The organism is uncultured Mesonia sp. (genome assembly GCA_947499595.1).
GTDB classification, from domain to species: Bacteria; Bacteroidota; Bacteroidia; order Flavobacteriales; family Flavobacteriaceae; genus Mesonia; species Mesonia sediminis.
This window is the reverse complement of sequence record CANMOY010000001.1, coordinates 21,728-37,828: the sequence shown is the minus strand read 5'-3', so window position 1 is coordinate 37,828 and position 16,101 is coordinate 21,728. Positions and strand designations below refer to the sequence as shown.

Annotated in this window: 16 protein-coding genes; 5 read left to right on the top strand and 11 right to left on the bottom strand. The window is 34.4% G+C overall.

The features are described 5' to 3' along the window. Positions 1-26 precede the first annotated feature (26 nt). Genes ACH2AZ_RS00150 through ACH2AZ_RS00135 form a run of 4 tightly spaced genes read left to right on the top strand, consistent with a single transcriptional unit; the run spans position 27 to position 1,670 of the window. Entirely contained in the window at positions 27-782 is a 756-nt protein-coding gene (locus ACH2AZ_RS00150) for a hypothetical protein (protein ID WP_394906098.1), read from the top strand. Between the two features lie 2 nt (positions 783-784). Next, positions 785-1,237: a DUF5675 family protein gene (locus ACH2AZ_RS00145; protein ID WP_394906097.1), complete on the top strand. Its 453-nt coding sequence runs from the start codon at positions 785-787 to the stop codon at positions 1,235-1,237. Next, positions 1,227-1,469 carry a hypothetical protein gene (locus ACH2AZ_RS00140; RefSeq protein ID WP_394906096.1) on the top strand — a complete coding sequence of 81 codons (243 nt, stop codon included), beginning with the start codon at positions 1,227-1,229 and terminating at the stop codon, positions 1,467-1,469. Before ACH2AZ_RS00145 ends, ACH2AZ_RS00140 begins: the two co-directional genes overlap by 11 nt. Before the next feature lie 15 nt (positions 1,470-1,484). Further along, positions 1,485-1,670, top strand: coding sequence for a hypothetical protein (locus ACH2AZ_RS00135; protein ID WP_394906095.1), 186 nt, complete (start codon positions 1,485-1,487; stop codon positions 1,668-1,670). Between the two features lie 1,664 nt (positions 1,671-3,334). Here the strand turns inward: ACH2AZ_RS00135 and ACH2AZ_RS00130 are convergent. The 6 genes from ACH2AZ_RS00130 to ACH2AZ_RS00105 all read right to left on the bottom strand — a co-directional run bounded on the left by ACH2AZ_RS00130 (position 3,335) and on the right by ACH2AZ_RS00105 (position 7,216). After that, positions 3,335-3,994, bottom strand: coding sequence for a nucleotidyl transferase AbiEii/AbiGii toxin family protein (locus tag ACH2AZ_RS00130; RefSeq protein WP_394906094.1), 660 nt, complete (start codon positions 3,992-3,994; stop codon positions 3,335-3,337). A gap of 7 nt (positions 3,995-4,001) precedes the next feature. Continuing rightward, a complete protein-coding gene (locus ACH2AZ_RS00125) occupies positions 4,002-4,511 on the bottom strand; it encodes a HigA family addiction module antitoxin (RefSeq protein WP_394906093.1) in 510 nt (169 codons plus the stop codon). A gap of 145 nt (positions 4,512-4,656) precedes the next feature. After that, entirely contained in the window at positions 4,657-5,097 is a 441-nt protein-coding gene (locus tag ACH2AZ_RS00120; RefSeq protein ID WP_394906092.1) for a hypothetical protein, read from the bottom strand. Then, positions 5,097-5,615, bottom strand: coding sequence for a helix-turn-helix domain-containing protein (locus ACH2AZ_RS00115; RefSeq protein ID WP_394906091.1), 519 nt, complete (start codon positions 5,613-5,615; stop codon positions 5,097-5,099). Before ACH2AZ_RS00115 ends, ACH2AZ_RS00120 begins: the two co-directional genes overlap by 1 nt. A 29-nt stretch (positions 5,616-5,644) precedes the next feature. Then, the gene (locus tag ACH2AZ_RS00110; protein WP_394906090.1) at positions 5,645-6,193 is read right to left on the bottom strand and encodes a hypothetical protein; all 549 of its coding nucleotides are present in this window, start codon (positions 6,191-6,193) and stop codon (positions 5,645-5,647) included. A gap of 477 nt (positions 6,194-6,670) precedes the next feature. Further along, entirely contained in the window at positions 6,671-7,216 is a 546-nt protein-coding gene (locus ACH2AZ_RS00105) for a hypothetical protein (RefSeq protein WP_394906089.1), read from the bottom strand. 137 nt (positions 7,217-7,353) lie between these two features. Between ACH2AZ_RS00105 and ACH2AZ_RS00100 the strand changes: the two genes are divergently transcribed. Continuing rightward, positions 7,354-7,617: a hypothetical protein gene (locus ACH2AZ_RS00100; protein ID WP_394906446.1), complete on the top strand. Its 264-nt coding sequence runs from the start codon at positions 7,354-7,356 to the stop codon at positions 7,615-7,617. A gap of 60 nt (positions 7,618-7,677) precedes the next feature. Here the strand turns inward: ACH2AZ_RS00100 and ACH2AZ_RS00095 are convergent, their stop codons facing one another. The 5 genes from ACH2AZ_RS00095 to ACH2AZ_RS00075 form a co-directional block, all read right to left on the bottom strand. Beyond that, on the bottom strand, positions 7,678-8,490 hold the full coding sequence (locus tag ACH2AZ_RS00095; RefSeq protein WP_394906088.1) for a DUF6694 family lipoprotein: 813 nt from the start codon (positions 8,488-8,490) through the stop codon (positions 7,678-7,680). Positions 8,491-8,567: 77 nt separating this feature from the next. Next, positions 8,568-12,074 carry a DEAD/DEAH box helicase family protein gene (locus ACH2AZ_RS00090; RefSeq protein ID WP_394906087.1) on the bottom strand — a complete coding sequence of 1,169 codons (3,507 nt, stop codon included), beginning with the start codon at positions 12,072-12,074 and terminating at the stop codon, positions 8,568-8,570. 358 nt (positions 12,075-12,432) lie between these two features. Further along, the gene (locus tag ACH2AZ_RS00085) at positions 12,433-13,197 is read right to left on the bottom strand and encodes a DUF3800 domain-containing protein (RefSeq protein ID WP_394906086.1); all 765 of its coding nucleotides are present in this window, start codon (positions 13,195-13,197) and stop codon (positions 12,433-12,435) included. Between the two features lie 18 nt (positions 13,198-13,215). Next, positions 13,216-14,439, bottom strand: coding sequence for a restriction endonuclease subunit S (locus tag ACH2AZ_RS00080; RefSeq protein WP_394906085.1), 1,224 nt, complete (start codon positions 14,437-14,439; stop codon positions 13,216-13,218). Then, positions 14,439-16,079 (bottom strand): N-6 DNA methylase, encoded by a 1,641-nt coding sequence (locus tag ACH2AZ_RS00075; RefSeq protein ID WP_394906084.1) that lies wholly within the window; start codon positions 16,077-16,079, stop codon positions 14,439-14,441. The genes ACH2AZ_RS00080 and ACH2AZ_RS00075 overlap by 1 nt, the downstream gene beginning before the upstream one ends. Between the last annotated feature and the right edge of the window lie 22 nt (positions 16,080-16,101).

Here is a 16,101-nt window from a genome sequence, read left to right as displayed (position 1 = left end):
TTTGATTTGATTAAAAATTAAACATTATGGCTAAGCAGACAGGTATTATTAAATTAAAGGGTACTATAGGTGGTATTTCATTCTATAAGACCTCAGACGGGCACCTTGCGAGAGAAAAAGGTGGCGTGGATGGTAACCGAATCAAAAATGATCCTGCGTTTCAAAGAACGCGTGAGAATGGTTCTGAATTCGGAAGAGCGGGTAAGGCTGGTAAAGTATTGAGAGATGCAATCCGGTTGTTGCTTCAGAATGTGACAGACAAGCGTTTGTCTAATAACTTGCAGCGAAACTTGATGAAAGTCATCAAGACCGATGCGGTCAATGATCGTGGGCAAAGGACCATCCAAGATGGTGATATGAGCCTTTTACAGAATTTTGATTTCAACACGAAAGCGAAGTTTGGTAGAACGCTTTATGCGGATATCACGCACAACTTAGATCGTGTGACAGGGGAAGGAACTATTGACATTCAGCCATTTGAACCGATGACAATGGTTGAGGCGCCTGGCGGAACAACGCATTTTAAGGTAGTGACTGGTGTTGCCGAATTAGATTTTGTGAATGAAAACTCAGTCTTTGATTCTGATGAGTCAAGTATTCTTCCCTGGGATAGTTCGACTACCTCAACGATCAGTATGTCGGCAACGGTGACGGCTGCGTCCACTTTGCCTTTGATTCAGGTGGTTGGAGTTGAGTTTTATCAGGAAGTCAACGGGACAATGTATCCGCTTAAGAACGGTGCATTTAACGCCTTGAACATCATCGCAGTGGATAACAGTTAGTTTTGATTCGACTTGGTTTATATAGAGGGCATTTTCCGCAGGGTACGATTGGTGCCCTCTATTTATTTGATGAGTTCTTAAGTTTTACGATTGAACTTCCCTGGAGGGAAAATCAACGGAATATTTCAGCGATTCCCGATGGTATTTATGCGTTAAAGTTGCGGTATTCAAAAAAATTTGAATGGCATTTATTAGTTGAAGGCGTTTCCAATAGGGATTTGATACTATTTCACCCCGCGAATGATGCACTAAAAGAATTGGAAGGCTGCATCGCTCCGGTTAGTAGTTTGGTTGAGATAGCGAAAGGCTATTCATCAAGGAAAGCCTTGGAAAAAATTTTAGAGCGACTACGCCCCTACTTTTTAGAAGAGAAAAATGTGATCATCGAATTAAAGAGTTCACATTTCGAAGAAATTATTTTAAAACAGAAAAAAACACAGAACAATGACAGTTAAAGACAGATACACATCAAAAACACCTAAGTTTTTTAGAAAGCTAAGAAATATTGGCTTAGGCATTACGGCCGTTGCCGGAGCTCTATTAACCGCGCCAGTTTCCTTACCTGCTTTAGTAGTGACAATTGCAGGCTATGGATTAGCTGCAGGTGCAGCGATTTCAGCGGTGAGTCAGGTGGTGACTGGCAAAGAAGTCGAAGATGAGCCAAAACCCCAAGAGAACGAGGATTAAAAACGCGAAAGAATTATGACGACACACGAGAAAATTGGTTTTATTGGCGGATCATTATTAAGTTTATTAGGTAGTGTAAAGCTTGATGATTTGATTACCACTAGCGTTTTGGCCATTACGGGCGCAAGTGTCAGTTTTATGAGTTCGGTGATTTTAAAATTTCTTAGTAGGTGCTTTAAAAAGGATAAGGACAAAAGGTGAATTGGCGTTGGTGGTGCTTCGCATTCCTTAGTTTCATAGTTGTAAGGTTGCTAATTAAAGATTGAGCCCTCCCTTTCGGAGGGTTTTTTTGTACCTAAAATGTAAAAGCAAGTCGGTTTCTTTTAAAGCTCTCAAAAGATTTAAATCAGCATTATAAAATACTTCAAGCCGCATCTAAATTGGCGACCGTCATAAGGTCCAATCCGTAATTCAACAAGAGTTTGTGAGCTTAAACGGAATTGGAATTAGATCCGTAGAAAAAAATCGGTTTAACCGGAATAAAACCTATACTTGATAAAAATTTCGGCAAATTTTCCTTCCTTAATAAGATTAAAAAAAAGAGCCCCCTAAAATGGGAGCTCTGAAAGGCAAACCTCTAGCCAAAAAATGCGTATAGAAAGCTCTTTATAGCCTTTATAATTTACATTTATGCCAAAAGGATTGCCTTTTGAACGTGTGCCCACGTGCAACCACCAGTTGCCGATGTGAGCGGTATATAAAATAGTAAACATATTGCTTTTTACACAGGAACGGTGGGATTGGTGCAAGGGCTGTGAGTGAAAATACAACCCGCAAGGGTGGAGATTTTTGCTCAACAGGCGATAGCGCACCCTTGTGGCTCTCGCATCCGCACGCCTGTACCTTTGCTTTATGTTTGAGATTGTTATATAATTTATCTGGAATAATCATCATCGATTTATATAAGACCTTATTATCCTTCGGCAGGTAATCTAAAGGCGCGAGCCGACTGCGAGTTGAACAACGGGTGTACTAGCTAGAGGTATATAATACCGCTAGTGCTATGTTCACACTGGTTTGGCGCTGTAATTGAATCGGTTGGGGAAAGGAAAGGGCTGTTTTGCAACGGAATGAAAAGCATCGGAGCTTGCACGCTATGAAATTGAATTGTACTTATTTTAGCAGCGTTATTAAGTATAGCTGTAATGATATATTTACCTATTGGTTAGTGCAGGGCGAAGTGCTTGTAATGGAGTGTAAAAGCAGCTCTTTTGTGCGGTTTGCAATAAGGCTTGTTTTTTTTATGACCAACGGGAGTAAAACAAATAAGCTTTATGCAAATATGGATGTTTCAATTACTGTGACAAACTTATCAGCCCGTTGTGATCGCAGGCTCGCACATTAATAAGCAGCGGTTGCATCCAACTTATATACTTGCGTAGCATATCTTTATGGGTTTGGGTGCAAGAGTAGCTGCGGGTGCTGTAGGAATGGCGTGTGTGAAATAATACAAATGAATAGCTTTTGAAGCCTGAGGACGGAAGGCGTAAAAAGCGTATGAATGGTAGATGCAAGGTTTATTATGTTGTATGCTAAAAATGTATTGTATAAGCTATTTTAAGGTGGTTTTTATTGACGATTTAAAGACCTTGCAGCTATGTATTATGAAACAAAACAGAATGACGTAAGCACACCTTATTACCTGCCACGCCTTATATTTTAACCAAGAGGTATTTTTTTGAAAACGGATTAAAAAAAGCGCAAAGGCAACAAGTAAAGGTTGGAATTTTGTAGCGTCTTGCGATAGCAAGGTGCGGAAAATATTGCAACTTGTTCTGTGGGGAACGGAAGCTCTTGTGATTACGTGCGTGAAGAGTAACGTAACAAACGTAAGCGCAAGTGCTTGTAGTGAAGCAATTATTAGACTAATCTTTATCTTCTGTTAAATTTTGTACTTGTTCCTCTATATCTAATTTGATAAGTTCCCAAACTTTGTCTCTATAACAATTTGGTGTTAAATCATCTTCAGCTAAAGAAAAGTCTATACATTGTTCTAAAAGTTCTGCTCTTGTTGCACCATAAGGATTTCGTTGTTCATAGAAGTTTAACATTTGCTCTAAAGTAAACACATCTAAAAGCTCGTGGATGTCCCAAAAATCTTTTTTCCGACCACCATTAGCAATAACCTCAAACTTCATTGCTGCAATTTCTTCATTAGATGCTAATCGTATATTACCTTCTTCTAATAATGGAAAAACAAATGGGTCTGTATAATATATATCTAATTTAAGTGCATTATTTTCATCTTCACCAACAAAATAAGACCTGCCAAAAACAACTTCACCTACAGAAGATGTTACTACATAAGGAAATAAATCATTTAAAATTTCTTCTAAACGATTAAAATCAATACTGTCATATTCTGCATCTGTAAATAAATCAATATCAATAGATTCTCTATGCCCTTGTTGTAGACTTAATGATGTACCACCAACCAATCTAAAACTATTGAATTCTTCAATAGTCATAAGGGTATTTAAAGATTCCCAAAGTAAATCGGAAACGGTATTAAGGTGTAAAGGCATTTAAAACTTAAATAAGTTGAAAGTCTTCTGCATTTTTTTGAAATGTAGATAAACGGGATTGTTTAATAGACTTTGCTATTCTTGAAACTGTTCTTTTACCGTAGAATTTTATGATTTCGTTGATTTCTTTATCATTACCACGTTCTAAAACTCTTTTGATAATGGCACGTTTATTTTTGTTCCAATCTATTTTATCAAATGATGTATCCCAAAATAGTACTTTTCTAATATTGTTTAGATTTGGTGTTCTTTTACTATTTTCAGTTAATTTACTTTTTACTTCATACCCTGCTTGTAGCATCATAAAATAATCTTTTTCTGTATGAAAGTAATCTGCCAATTTAATCGATAGCTCCGGATTGATGCCTCTCTTTTGATTTATAATAGCACTAATGGTTTGCTTATGCTCACCTATAGACGTAGCTAATTGAGAGCTTTTAATATTATTGCGCTTTATTTCGCGGTGTAATATTAGCCCTGGATGTATGCCTTTTATTTTAGCTATTTTAGGTAACATAGTTTCTTTTGTAATACAAATGTATGTATAAATAGATTAGTAAACAAAACTGTTTACTTTTTATTAACAGTAATATAGTGCTGTAACGCTTTGTTTATTAAGTTTTTAAGCAAAAAAAATGCCGAATATTAGATGTGTAATGGTATCAAGCTTTAGACTTTAAATCGAATGCTACGCCAGATTTCACTATTTCGGTAACATTGATTGTAGGCATTAAGAAGTTATTAAAAGGTGTATTTTCGGTTCTACTATGTAAAACACCTCTTGCCGTACCAATGGTTAACATAATTAAATGACGCATAAAACCAACAGGAATAGTCAATTTGGTTTTGTCTTTATTTTTAAAACTTTCCCAAGCATCATCTACAATTTTGAAATGACACGCTATTTCCAATACTAAAAATGCTTTTTTATCTTGATAAAATGCTGGTGATACAAAAACCGCTACCATTTTGTCTTTTTCATTAATGCCATATTTAGCGTTTACGCTAAATTGTACATCTTCCCCTTCTTTAAAAGCAGATTCAATTATTGCAAATTGCTCTGTTGTTATTTTCTTTAATGAAAATCCTATTTTATCGGACATTATGCCACTACCTTTAAATGATTATCTCCACGACGTACATAGCTTGAAGTTTCTATCATTTCGCTATAATCAAAAGACAATTTGTTATCGTCTTGAATTAATTTACCAAAATGATATTTGAAACGCATTAGCTCTTTGGCTTTAATGGTAACCGTAAACTTATCTTCACTTGAAAGCATTTCTTCTTTCTTGACTTCCTCTTGAGGTACTTCAATTAGCTTTACTCCTAATATTTTACCTACTTTGGTAATGGTGTCAATTCCCAAACGTTCTTGACCTTTTAATAGTTTACTTATGTATTGTGGTGAGCAGTCTAAAGCCTCTGCCAATTCCTTTTGGCTTTTAGGATATGTATCTGTAGCCTTATTTGCTTTTAAGGCAGACAGTACTTTAACTGCAATTTTGAAAGAAATATCAAGCCACTCTTCATTTTCCTTTCTCCATTTGGCTTTTTCTAACCAAGCAGTATCCTTTTTTGAAGTCTTTATTAATTTATCTTTGATGTTGTTAATGCTCATAACGTTGTGGTGTGTGCTGTTTTGTGTGTTTAATACGACTCTACAAAATCTAATTGGTCATTCTCTTCGTCGAGTAAATATTGTTTTGTTATTTCAAGTTTATCCAATTCAAGAATTAAATGCTCTGTTTCGTTCATAGTTGGTGTTAATTTAATTGCACCTCCTGAAACTACAAATAAGTTGACATCAACTCTAATGGCATAGATGCGAAGCCAACTGGGTTTAATGATTCCTTTGGCTTTGTCTTTTTCATAATCTTCAATAACTCCTGTTGAGAGTGGTTCAAATAGTGTAGATAATGTTTCAAGTCTTTCGGTTTTTCCAAGTTCAGCAATTTCTAATAATTCTTGCTCAAATAATTTAGCGTCTTCACGTGTTTTAGTAATAGCTTCATCAATTGTGATGCCATTCCAAAACACATTGTCTAAATCTTCTTGGTGTTGCTCGAAAAACTCCCATAAGTAGACTGGATCGTTCCATAATTCAAAACATTTTGCAAATTCGTGTGTAGCTTCTGTATTATATTGTACCGAATACAAGCTCTCTTCCACTACTGCAAATGTATCAATTATTTTCATTAAATCAACCTACAGGTTTATTTTTTCAATTTATTTAACTATTTAAAAAATTTTTCATTCGAAAGACATTTGACTAAATAACAGTAATTTTATCAAACAAGCAATTGAAATAAGAAATTAGTTGCCAACCATTAACGGGTTGCACCTCTCTAAATATTGACCACTATCTTCGTGACCTAATAACCATGGCATATTTTCATTAAATTAAGGAGTTTTTTCTTTTAAAACCTCTATCTACAAAACCACATCCCTATCCTATCCAAAACTTTATCTAGCGATATTTTTAGTATGGTTTATAGTTGGCGGTTTATAGGTTCATCTTTGGTAATTTGAATGAATATGAAGAACGCAAAGGCAAAAAGTAAAGGCTGTAATGCTGCAATGCAATGAAAGTATTATAGCTTTTACTGCGCGGAAAGCAAAATAGGTATGGCTGAAATGTAATGGAAGCTATACTTATTTGCTTGAGGAAATTGACTATTGACTATCAACTTTGATCTCTTTTGGATTGTTTTTAAATCCCTTGTAAAAACCTACAAAGAAGTCAACAATCCATTTAATGATTAAAAATGAAAACCAAAGGATATTAATAAAGATGTACCAGAAAAATTTCATCGTATTCAAGGCCAATATGCAGAATAAGTATATTAATTGTAGGGTTTTAGCATTCTTCCCTCTTATTTGAATTCCACCTAATTTAAAGCTGGAATAATTTGGTTTAAAAATGTTATATGTTCCGCGCTTATTTTTAATGGAGGTACTTACACCAGATTTCGAAACATTAAAATTGAATGGTCCATTACTGAATCTGCCTATAAATTGAAAATTACCATTTTGTAGGCCTATTCTTGCACCTCTAAAAAGCCTTTTATGAAAGCGTATACCTTGGTTTGTATTTATAGTAGCGCCATATCCCTTTTTAGATATGTTCTTTCTCGCCGCGACACCTCCTGTTCTTGATACTCTTATATTTTCACCCCTGTACTCTACTCTTTTAGTTGGCGCTTTATTTTTATTTGACATAGACTCAATTAGAATTACATTGTTTAAAGCTGCTAAATACTAGCGTATAGCCTATTGAATAAACTTACACATTTTTAATTATAAAGTAACCCAAAAAGCGCAGAGGCAAAAAGTAAGGGCTGAAATACTGGAATGCAATGGAGGTATTTCAGCTTTTACTGCGCGGAAAGCAAATGGGTATGGCTGTAATGCAATGGAAGTTATACTTATTTGCTTGGGGGGGGATTGAATATATTTATGTTCTAACGATTCATCAATCTCCTTTTCTATGTTTGTGTGGTTTAAGTGATGGTGTGTTTCCTGGTGTTTTTTTATTGTCTCTTTGGCGTCTATCAGGTTTACCGGTTGTCTTTGCTATTCTTTTTGGTCCTGGTTTAATTCCCATAATATTTAATTTTTGAATAAATTAATGATAAATAAAAGTCATTTCTATTTAGGTTATCTGAATGTATATGTTTGAGTTATTTAAATTCAGGATAACTTTTTAAAAGTTCTTTTAATCGTTCTTGCTCTCTTTCTCCAAAAGAATTAACCGAATACAAGGTTTCTTCATTGGGGCCATCAATCTGATTTGTTTCTACTGTTAAAATAGCATCTTTAGATGCGTCAACATCACCCCAATCACTAAAAGTATTTGGTGCTAAATACCAAGTTACTTCTTCCCCAGGCTCTAAACCACCTGAGATTGTGTAATTAAAATCATCTTTTATCCATGGAATACTTCTATCAGGGCTTGTTAATGTGCCTGTAAAATAAGCTCTAGAAACTGGATGGTTTGTCCCATTAAGAACTGTCAGCTCAATTATAGGTTCTTCAGTGACATAATAGATTCCTGATTTACGTTTATAAAAGCGAGAGCGCTTAACTTCAAATTTTTGGAGGGCAATTCTATCTTTTTTAGCTTTTTCTTTTTTTTGTAAAAGCTCCTGAATTTCGATTTTGGCCTGTTCCTTTTTCTTTCTTTCATTTTCAGCGCGGATATCTTCAGCAAGCTGTATGATATCATCAGCTGATTTACCATCTAATTTATCTTTAATGTTTGACAAACTTTTATCCACATCAGTATCACCACTTAGCACATCTCCGAGATTTAAATTGCTCATCATGACTAATTGTAAAGCTGAGGTAAATTCTTCTTTTTTCTCTTCAGAAAGACTATTCTCTATTTCTTCAACAGAAGATTTCATTGCTTCATCAGTAGAAGCATCAATTTTTTTGGAACATGCAGTTAAGGTTAATGCAATAAATGTTAGACATAGAATTAATTTTCTCATTGTTGTATATTTTAAAGATTATACCTCAAAGATGAAACGCATCTATGCAACCAATATGCATACTTATCAAGTTTATATTAAGCTCCTTTATTCCCTTCATTCAGCGAGCTTACAATATCAAAAATATTATCAGCTTGTTGTTCATTAAAAACGCCATCTACACCAAGATTGTGAAATTTCTTAAAGGGAGCTTCATAAAGTTTCTCAGGATCAATTCTTCCATTAGAAGTAAAGAAAGATTTTAAAGTTTCCACAAATTTTATTTGTTCAGAGTTTAACTCGTATTGGTTAATAAAATCAGCAAAAGCTTTATCTACTTTTTCTGAAGACAGGCCTAATAAAGAAACGACTAAGTTTTTGATATCGATTTCAGTACCAATCTCTTCTTCAATTTTTTCTTTTGTGAGCTTACCATTAAAAAGCATCTTCTCAAGATTTTTGATCTCTTTATCAGTTATAGGTTCACCATTTCTGATTTTTATAATCGTCATGCTGTCGTTATGCTTTTTGATAAGTTGTTCTAAACGTTTTAGATTATTTTTAAAAGGTGTTGTGTTATATTCAGAACCATGATCATTGACTTGATAGGCTGTCTGCTTAACATCTTGCTCATTAAAATCATCTTCAAAATTGGTTGTCACATATCGTTGATCAGTTTTGTCAATATAGACCAATAAATCACGGATATTAGTTCTTATTTTCTCAAGATGCTTTAAGCCTTCATTAGACCAAAATTGTTCATTTAATGGTTCTTTGATCACTTCTTCTTTTTGTTTTACTTCAGGAATATTCGTTTTCCTTAGTAATTTTTGTGATAAGGAAGCGACTTTAATAATAGGTGTTTTCAGTTCTTCTTCAAATTGAGGCGTATTTGGTATTTCTAAACGCTTGATCATTAAACTGTATATAAGTTTATCATAAAAACGTGCCAGATCGTTTTCTCCTTTTGCAGGATGAACTAGGGGTGCAATAGTTTCTTTAATCGTCTTGATGTCTTTTTTAGATAAGTGATCCCAAAGGTGGCGTTTCTCATCTCCGTATTTTATCACTTCTTTTAAACGCATTCTTACATCAAACCTCGATTGATCAATATCTGAGACTGTTTGATGTAAATTATCTAAAAGATTTATTCTATAATTTTTTAAATCATCATCTTTTTGAAAATGCTCTTGTTTTAAATAATCTGCTAATTGAAGTTTTAGGTTAAACACCTGCTCTGTTATACTTTTATGAATACTTGATTTGATTCCTTTGGGATTTTCATTAAAAAACTCAAAGTTTCCAAAAAGGTCAAAAATTAAGAATTTCTTTTTATCATCACCAGGACCAAATAGATCAGGCCTTAAACGAGAGCCTCGCCCTATCATTTGCCAAAACTTTGAGTAAGATTTAACCGGCTTATAAAAAACAAGGTTGACACAACTGGGTGCATCAATGCCAGTATCCATCATATCAACTGAAATAGCGATTTGGGGTAAGCGATCTTTTTCTTCATCACAGAACCTTTCAATAAATTCCTGAGCTTTAGGCTCGCCATGCGTTATCACTTTAACGTAATCATTTCCGAATTGCTGTTTATCCATTTCTAAAAGCGTGTCTTTTAGAAATTGAGCATGCTTTCTATTCCGTGCAAAGATGATTGTTTTACCAATTTCATCGCCACCCCTTTTTTTGATAGCATGTTTTAAAATATAATCAAGTGTTTTGACGGTTGTATCGACATTAAAAAGCCAATCATTTAATTGATTTTCAGGAATCCATTCATTCCCTGTTGCTTCTTCTCCATCTAAAATCTCTTTTTCAAATTCTTTCTTTTCCTCTTCAGATAGTTCTTCATACTTAATACCTTTAGTTAAAAACTTGGTTGGCATTTCAACAGAGTTGTAAGGCACAAGGTAATTGTCATTTACTGCTTCTTCAAAACTGTAAGCATCAGTTGGCGATTTATCAGGTAGGCCAAAAACTTTATAAGTATTGTGATCTATGCTGTCTTTAGGTGTTGCTGTCAAGCCTAAAAGTATAGCATCGAAATATTCAAAAATAGCTTGATATTTTTGATATATTGAACGGTGAGCTTCATCAATAATAATGAGGTCAAAATGGCCTACGCCATAAAAGCGTTGTTCATCTTCTTTTGAACCATCAATTAAGCCCATGAGCGTTTGATAGGTTGAAAAGGCTATCCTTGCATCTGGATTATCTTTTTCTTCAATCAGATTAACGCAAGAGTGCTCTGGCATGAGTTTAGTAAAATTTGCTTTTGCCTGTTTGACCAGGCTTATTCTATCAGCAAGAAACAAAACTCTTTTAGCCCAATTGGCCTGAAATAAAAGTTTTGAAAAAGCTATTGAAGTTCGGGTTTTCCCTGTTCCTGTTGCTAAGACTAAAAGCGCTGCTCTGTTAGTGCCAATTAACTTATCTGTCTGCTTATCATTGCCTGTAATGTGCTCCGCTATACTTTTAATCGCACGCATTTGATAACTACGTCCTGCAATATCAGAATCAATACTTAATTTTCTGATATCCTTACGATTGTTACGTCTGTACATTAAAGTTTGGAGTTCGTTTTTGGTATAAACACCATGCACTTGCCTTGCTGCTTTATAAAACTGATCGTCCCACAGATAAGTTTCATAACCATTACTGTAATACATCACAGGCCTTTGGTTGTGCATTTTCTCTAAAGCATCGGCATAAAGTTGCGCTTGATTTTCACCAGTTTGCACGTTTTCAATTGCTTGTTTTGCCTCTAGCACAGCTAAGGGTTTTGCGTTATCATCCCATAAAACATAATCAACATAACCAGTGCCGGATGGGTTTGTTGATTTTGGCATGTTGGTCACTTTATATTCTTTGTCGTTTGCTCCGTTTAAATCCCATCCTGCTTCACGCAACATAACATCAATGAGTAAGGCTCTGGTTTGTTTCTCATCTCTTGGATGATATACTTTATCGCTTGTATTTGCTTGTTTTTTATTGTCATTAAAGACTTTTTGCTTCTTCTTTTCCCGTAATTTATAGAGCTGATTGTCTTTAATGCGCTTCTCTCTTTTTTCTTTTTCAGAAGCGAGACGATTTTGAAAATCTATCTTTTGTTCTTCTAGTTGTTTTTGAAGTTCTTTTAATTGATTCTTTGTGACTTTGACCTCATCTCTTTCAGGGATAAAGCTCCAGTTAAAATCTTTTGAAATAGCAATATCATCATCGCTGTAAGCTTTGGCAAACCATTTTAAAAACAGGAAAAGCTTTTCAATAACTGTTAGGGCATCTGTATCACTCACTGGTTTATTGTGAGATGCTAAATTGCCCAATTTTCTTATAATATGGAGGTCATTATAAAGCTGTTGATTGAATTGCGCTTTAAAATCTTGTTCTTGCATGAGCGCGAATAATGAAGTATCATAAGGTTTTTCGAGTTCATGGTCATTGCTATACATCCAATTAATTGCCATCTCAAGTGACATGCGCGCATAGAATAATGATGTACGCGGCTCATATCTTGCTTTATTTTCAGCTTTGTGAGCTAACTTATTTAATTTTGACCAAGAAGTTTCTAGGAAACTGAAGTTTGATAACTTAGACATGCGATATTTTTTAAATAGATAAAGCTAGCAATGCTTATTTGGTTTGATTTAGTAAAATAAGCAAAAAAATATTGCTTATTGGGTTATAATTTATAGAATTAGCGAAATAAAGCTAGTATTTTTTCCTTAGTGAATTGTTCTTTTAATTTACCTATTAAGTTTTTATTTTATTTCATTAAGACTCCATCTTGTTCTTTATTGACGTTTGCTATTTATTTCATGTGTTTGCGTCAATAAAATACTTTTCTACTTTGTTAAATATTTTATTTTTAAATACATATCATTTATATTTGTAATGAATCTGAAATAAAGCTAGTCTTTAAAGTAGGATTCCCCCGGTGGCGTGAGTCACCTTTTTTTATATCTCTACTATACCCAAATCATTTTTATTACTAACAGCTTTACAGGATACATTGTTTAGTCTTTTGTAAAAATTGTGTCCGCCTTTCCTTCTCATATAATTATTAGGTTGGTATTTTTGTTTAACACAATAAGCAATGACATCATTCATCTGATGCAAAAATGAATGTTGTGAGTCTCTGAAAATTGGGTCTTCAATAATATATTCAAGCTTCATATTCCTATAACCATCATCATAAAGACTTTTATTATTAGGAATGTTGTTATAATGCCGCATCTTTCTAATTAATTTTCTCAACTTTTCACCTTCTGTATTATCTGACAAAATAATACCTCTATCATCAGAATTTTGTGGACCAGAAAAGTTATTATGCCTAATTGTATTTTCAAACCTCATTGTTAGCGTATTCCATGCTAATTCAAAAATATCATCCGTACGATTTTGCTTATCAACTACAACACTAAAAACATTTAAGTCAGGTTGAGAGTTAAGCCAATCCACGCATTTTTTGATAATATCTAGCCTGTCATTCCTTTTAATTCTTATTAACTCGCCTGGTTTATTGATCAATTCATTACAATGTATTTCTTCTCTTAATTTTAAGCCTTTTCTATCTCTCAACATCTTTCTAAAGCTGACTAAATTTCCTAAAGTTCTTCGCCAACGCAATTCGTGCATAACTATAGCAGATAGGACAAAGTATCGGGTTGGGCTATTATTTAAACCCACATCACCACTCTCATCTACATACATTAAATACATACCATTATATTATTTAGTTTAATCTACCAACTCCCCTTTAAAAGCTTTCTGCAACAAGGCTTGAAACAAATCTTCACTTTCTTGTAACTCTTGTTTTGCCAAGTCTTTTTGTTGCTCGATTAAGGCAATTTTTTCAGCGAATTGGTTTTGGAGATTTATTGGGGGATTTATTGTTTGAAAATTTTTTATTAAACCTGAATTCAAATTTGGCTGATTTCCTCCTCTACCTAAATTTCTTAAAGTGTCATAAGACATTTTCAAAAATTCATACAAGAAAGTTGAATTCATTTTAGATGAAGGTTGTAAAACAGCACAAGCTTGGTTTGTTGTAGCATCTATTCCTAGTAATCCGACTTGACCTCTTGTTTTCCCTTGACCATACATAGCGATAATAATTGATCCTTTTTCATAAAGTTTACAACTGGAGTTTAAAAGCCCGTCTTGTGTTATTTTCTCTTCTGTATCAAGTATTAATTTTGATTTTACTTCCCCTGTTTTAACCCAAGGTATCTTTCCTCCCCAATATTTATCAATTTTACGACTTGGAGTACTTCCTGAACTTACAGATGCAATGGATTTCAATTTAACTTTCTCCCACTCCTTCGGATTCATTACCGGATCGCCAAACATGTCTAAAAAGATGGATTGCGCGAGTTGGTCGTACTTGGTAAGAAGTTGTTTGGTTTTGTCTCGTAAAGCTGCGGCGTTGTCTAGGATTTCGGCGATGCGTTTTTGGGTGGAGAGTGGTGGATAGAGAAAATCTATTTTTCTAATGTGACTTGGTCCAAAATTCAATTGAGCGGAGCCAGTTATTAGTTTTTGTAATTGAGACGTAAAATGAACAGTTTGAAGGTAATATTTGAAATAATTTAAATCTAAATCATCATTTAAAGGTTTAAATCGCATTGTGCTCGTATTTAAGCAAAGAGGCAGATGCTCTTTTTTAGCAAAAGCAATTTTATTATAGAAATTATTGACCAGAATTCCTGAACATGCAATCAACAAATCACCTTCATCTACTAGAAAATGCGAATACTTTTTAGTAGCCTCCTCTATTGATAAATGCTTATCAGTCTTATCTAGATCTATTTTTCCACCATTAATATTTCCAACATTAAGTAATTTAATGCCTTCATTTTTAAATTGCCATTTTCTCACACCAGGCCCTTCTTGAAAAAATAGCTTATCAGCTATATTAGTTTTTTTCCAACCTTTTGGTACATATTTTAAATCAAATTTCATTAAAATGAGGCTTTGAGTTGATTCATTAATTCTTTTCTTTCTCTTTCTAGATGAGCAATTCTATCAACAACGACTTGAGGCTCATCATATTCCACTTCTTCATAAACAATTTCTTTGTAGCGGTTAATGGATAAATCCCAGTCGTTTTCTTCTATTTCTTTTATAGGAACCAGGAAACTTTGAGAGGTACGATCGCTGTAATCATGGGTGCAAGTGCCGTCTAGGAATTTATCAAAGCCTAAATTATCGGGTATGTCATGCACCATTATGGGACTACCCTTTTCATCATGCATTTTACCCCAATAGTCGCTTTTTAAATAGCGATATTGATCTAAAATTTGAGGTAAGTTAAAATCATCATGCGCTTTTGCTAACTGGCTCAATCTTTCGGGCGTAAAATCGCCTTTGGTTTGTGTAAAAGCTTCAAAAACATCAGGATCGATTAAAAGGTTACGTTTATCATCCAGTGATTTTCCATCAGCTTTCATGTCGTAAAACCAAACTTTGTCAGTACCACCAGTCTCTGTTTTGGTAAACATCATAATCGCGGTACTTACCCCTGCATAAGGTTTAAACACCCCACTTGGCATAGAGATAATTGCATCGAGTTTGTGATTTTGTATAATTTCTTTTCGGATATTCTTGTGGGCATTACTTCCGCCAAATAAAACACCATCAGGCACAATAACTGCAGCTCGGCCACCTTTTTTAAGTTGTCTTAAAATTAAGGCTAAGAACAAGAGTTCGGTTTTGGAGGTGTTGGTTACATTTTTCAAACCAACGGCAATACTATCTTTATCAATCGTCCCTTTAAAAGGAGGATTGGCAAGAACTAACGTATGTTCTTCAGTAATGGTGTTGTCTTTAGAGACAGCATCAACATCAATCAAATTAGGTTCTTCAACACCGTGCAAATACAAGTTCATGGATGCAATACGCAGCATAGTTGCGTCAAATTCTGTTCCGTTAAACATGTGTTTATTGATATGCTCTCGGTATTTATCAATCTCAGTTTCTTCGTAATGCGAATCGATATATTCTTTAGCAGCAACTAAAAAACCTGCTGTTCCTGCCGATGGGTCTGATATTACATCTTCTAGACTTGGATTTGTGAGTGCAACCATGAGCTTAATAATATGCCTTGGTGTGCGAAACTGTCCGGCAGTACCCCCACCCTCTAATTTAGAGAGCAAGTATTCATAGATATCACCTTTGGTGTCTTGTTGAGACATATCAATGCGTTCAAGCTTTTCCATGACTTGATCTAAAACTGAAGGTTTGTTAATCCCAAAAGAAGCGCCACGCATAAATTTACTAAACATACTTTTTTCTGACCCTAGATTTCTGATAAAGGGGAAAATACCATCAACTGTATTGCTGAAAATATTATGACGTTCATGAACATCCATTTCTTTAAGATTCTTCCAACGGAAGTGTTGCTGGTCTTTTCCAAAAATAGGTGTGTACTCTTTATTGAAGCGCTTTGCTTTACGCTCATTTACATTTTCAGTATCATCTAAATCTTTAATAAAGATGAGATAAGTGAGTTGCTCGACTATGGTAATGGTATTAGAAATACCACCTGTCCAGAAGGTGTTCCAGATTTGATCTATTTGTGATTTTAATTCTCCGGTGATCATTTTTGTAAATGGATTTATATTG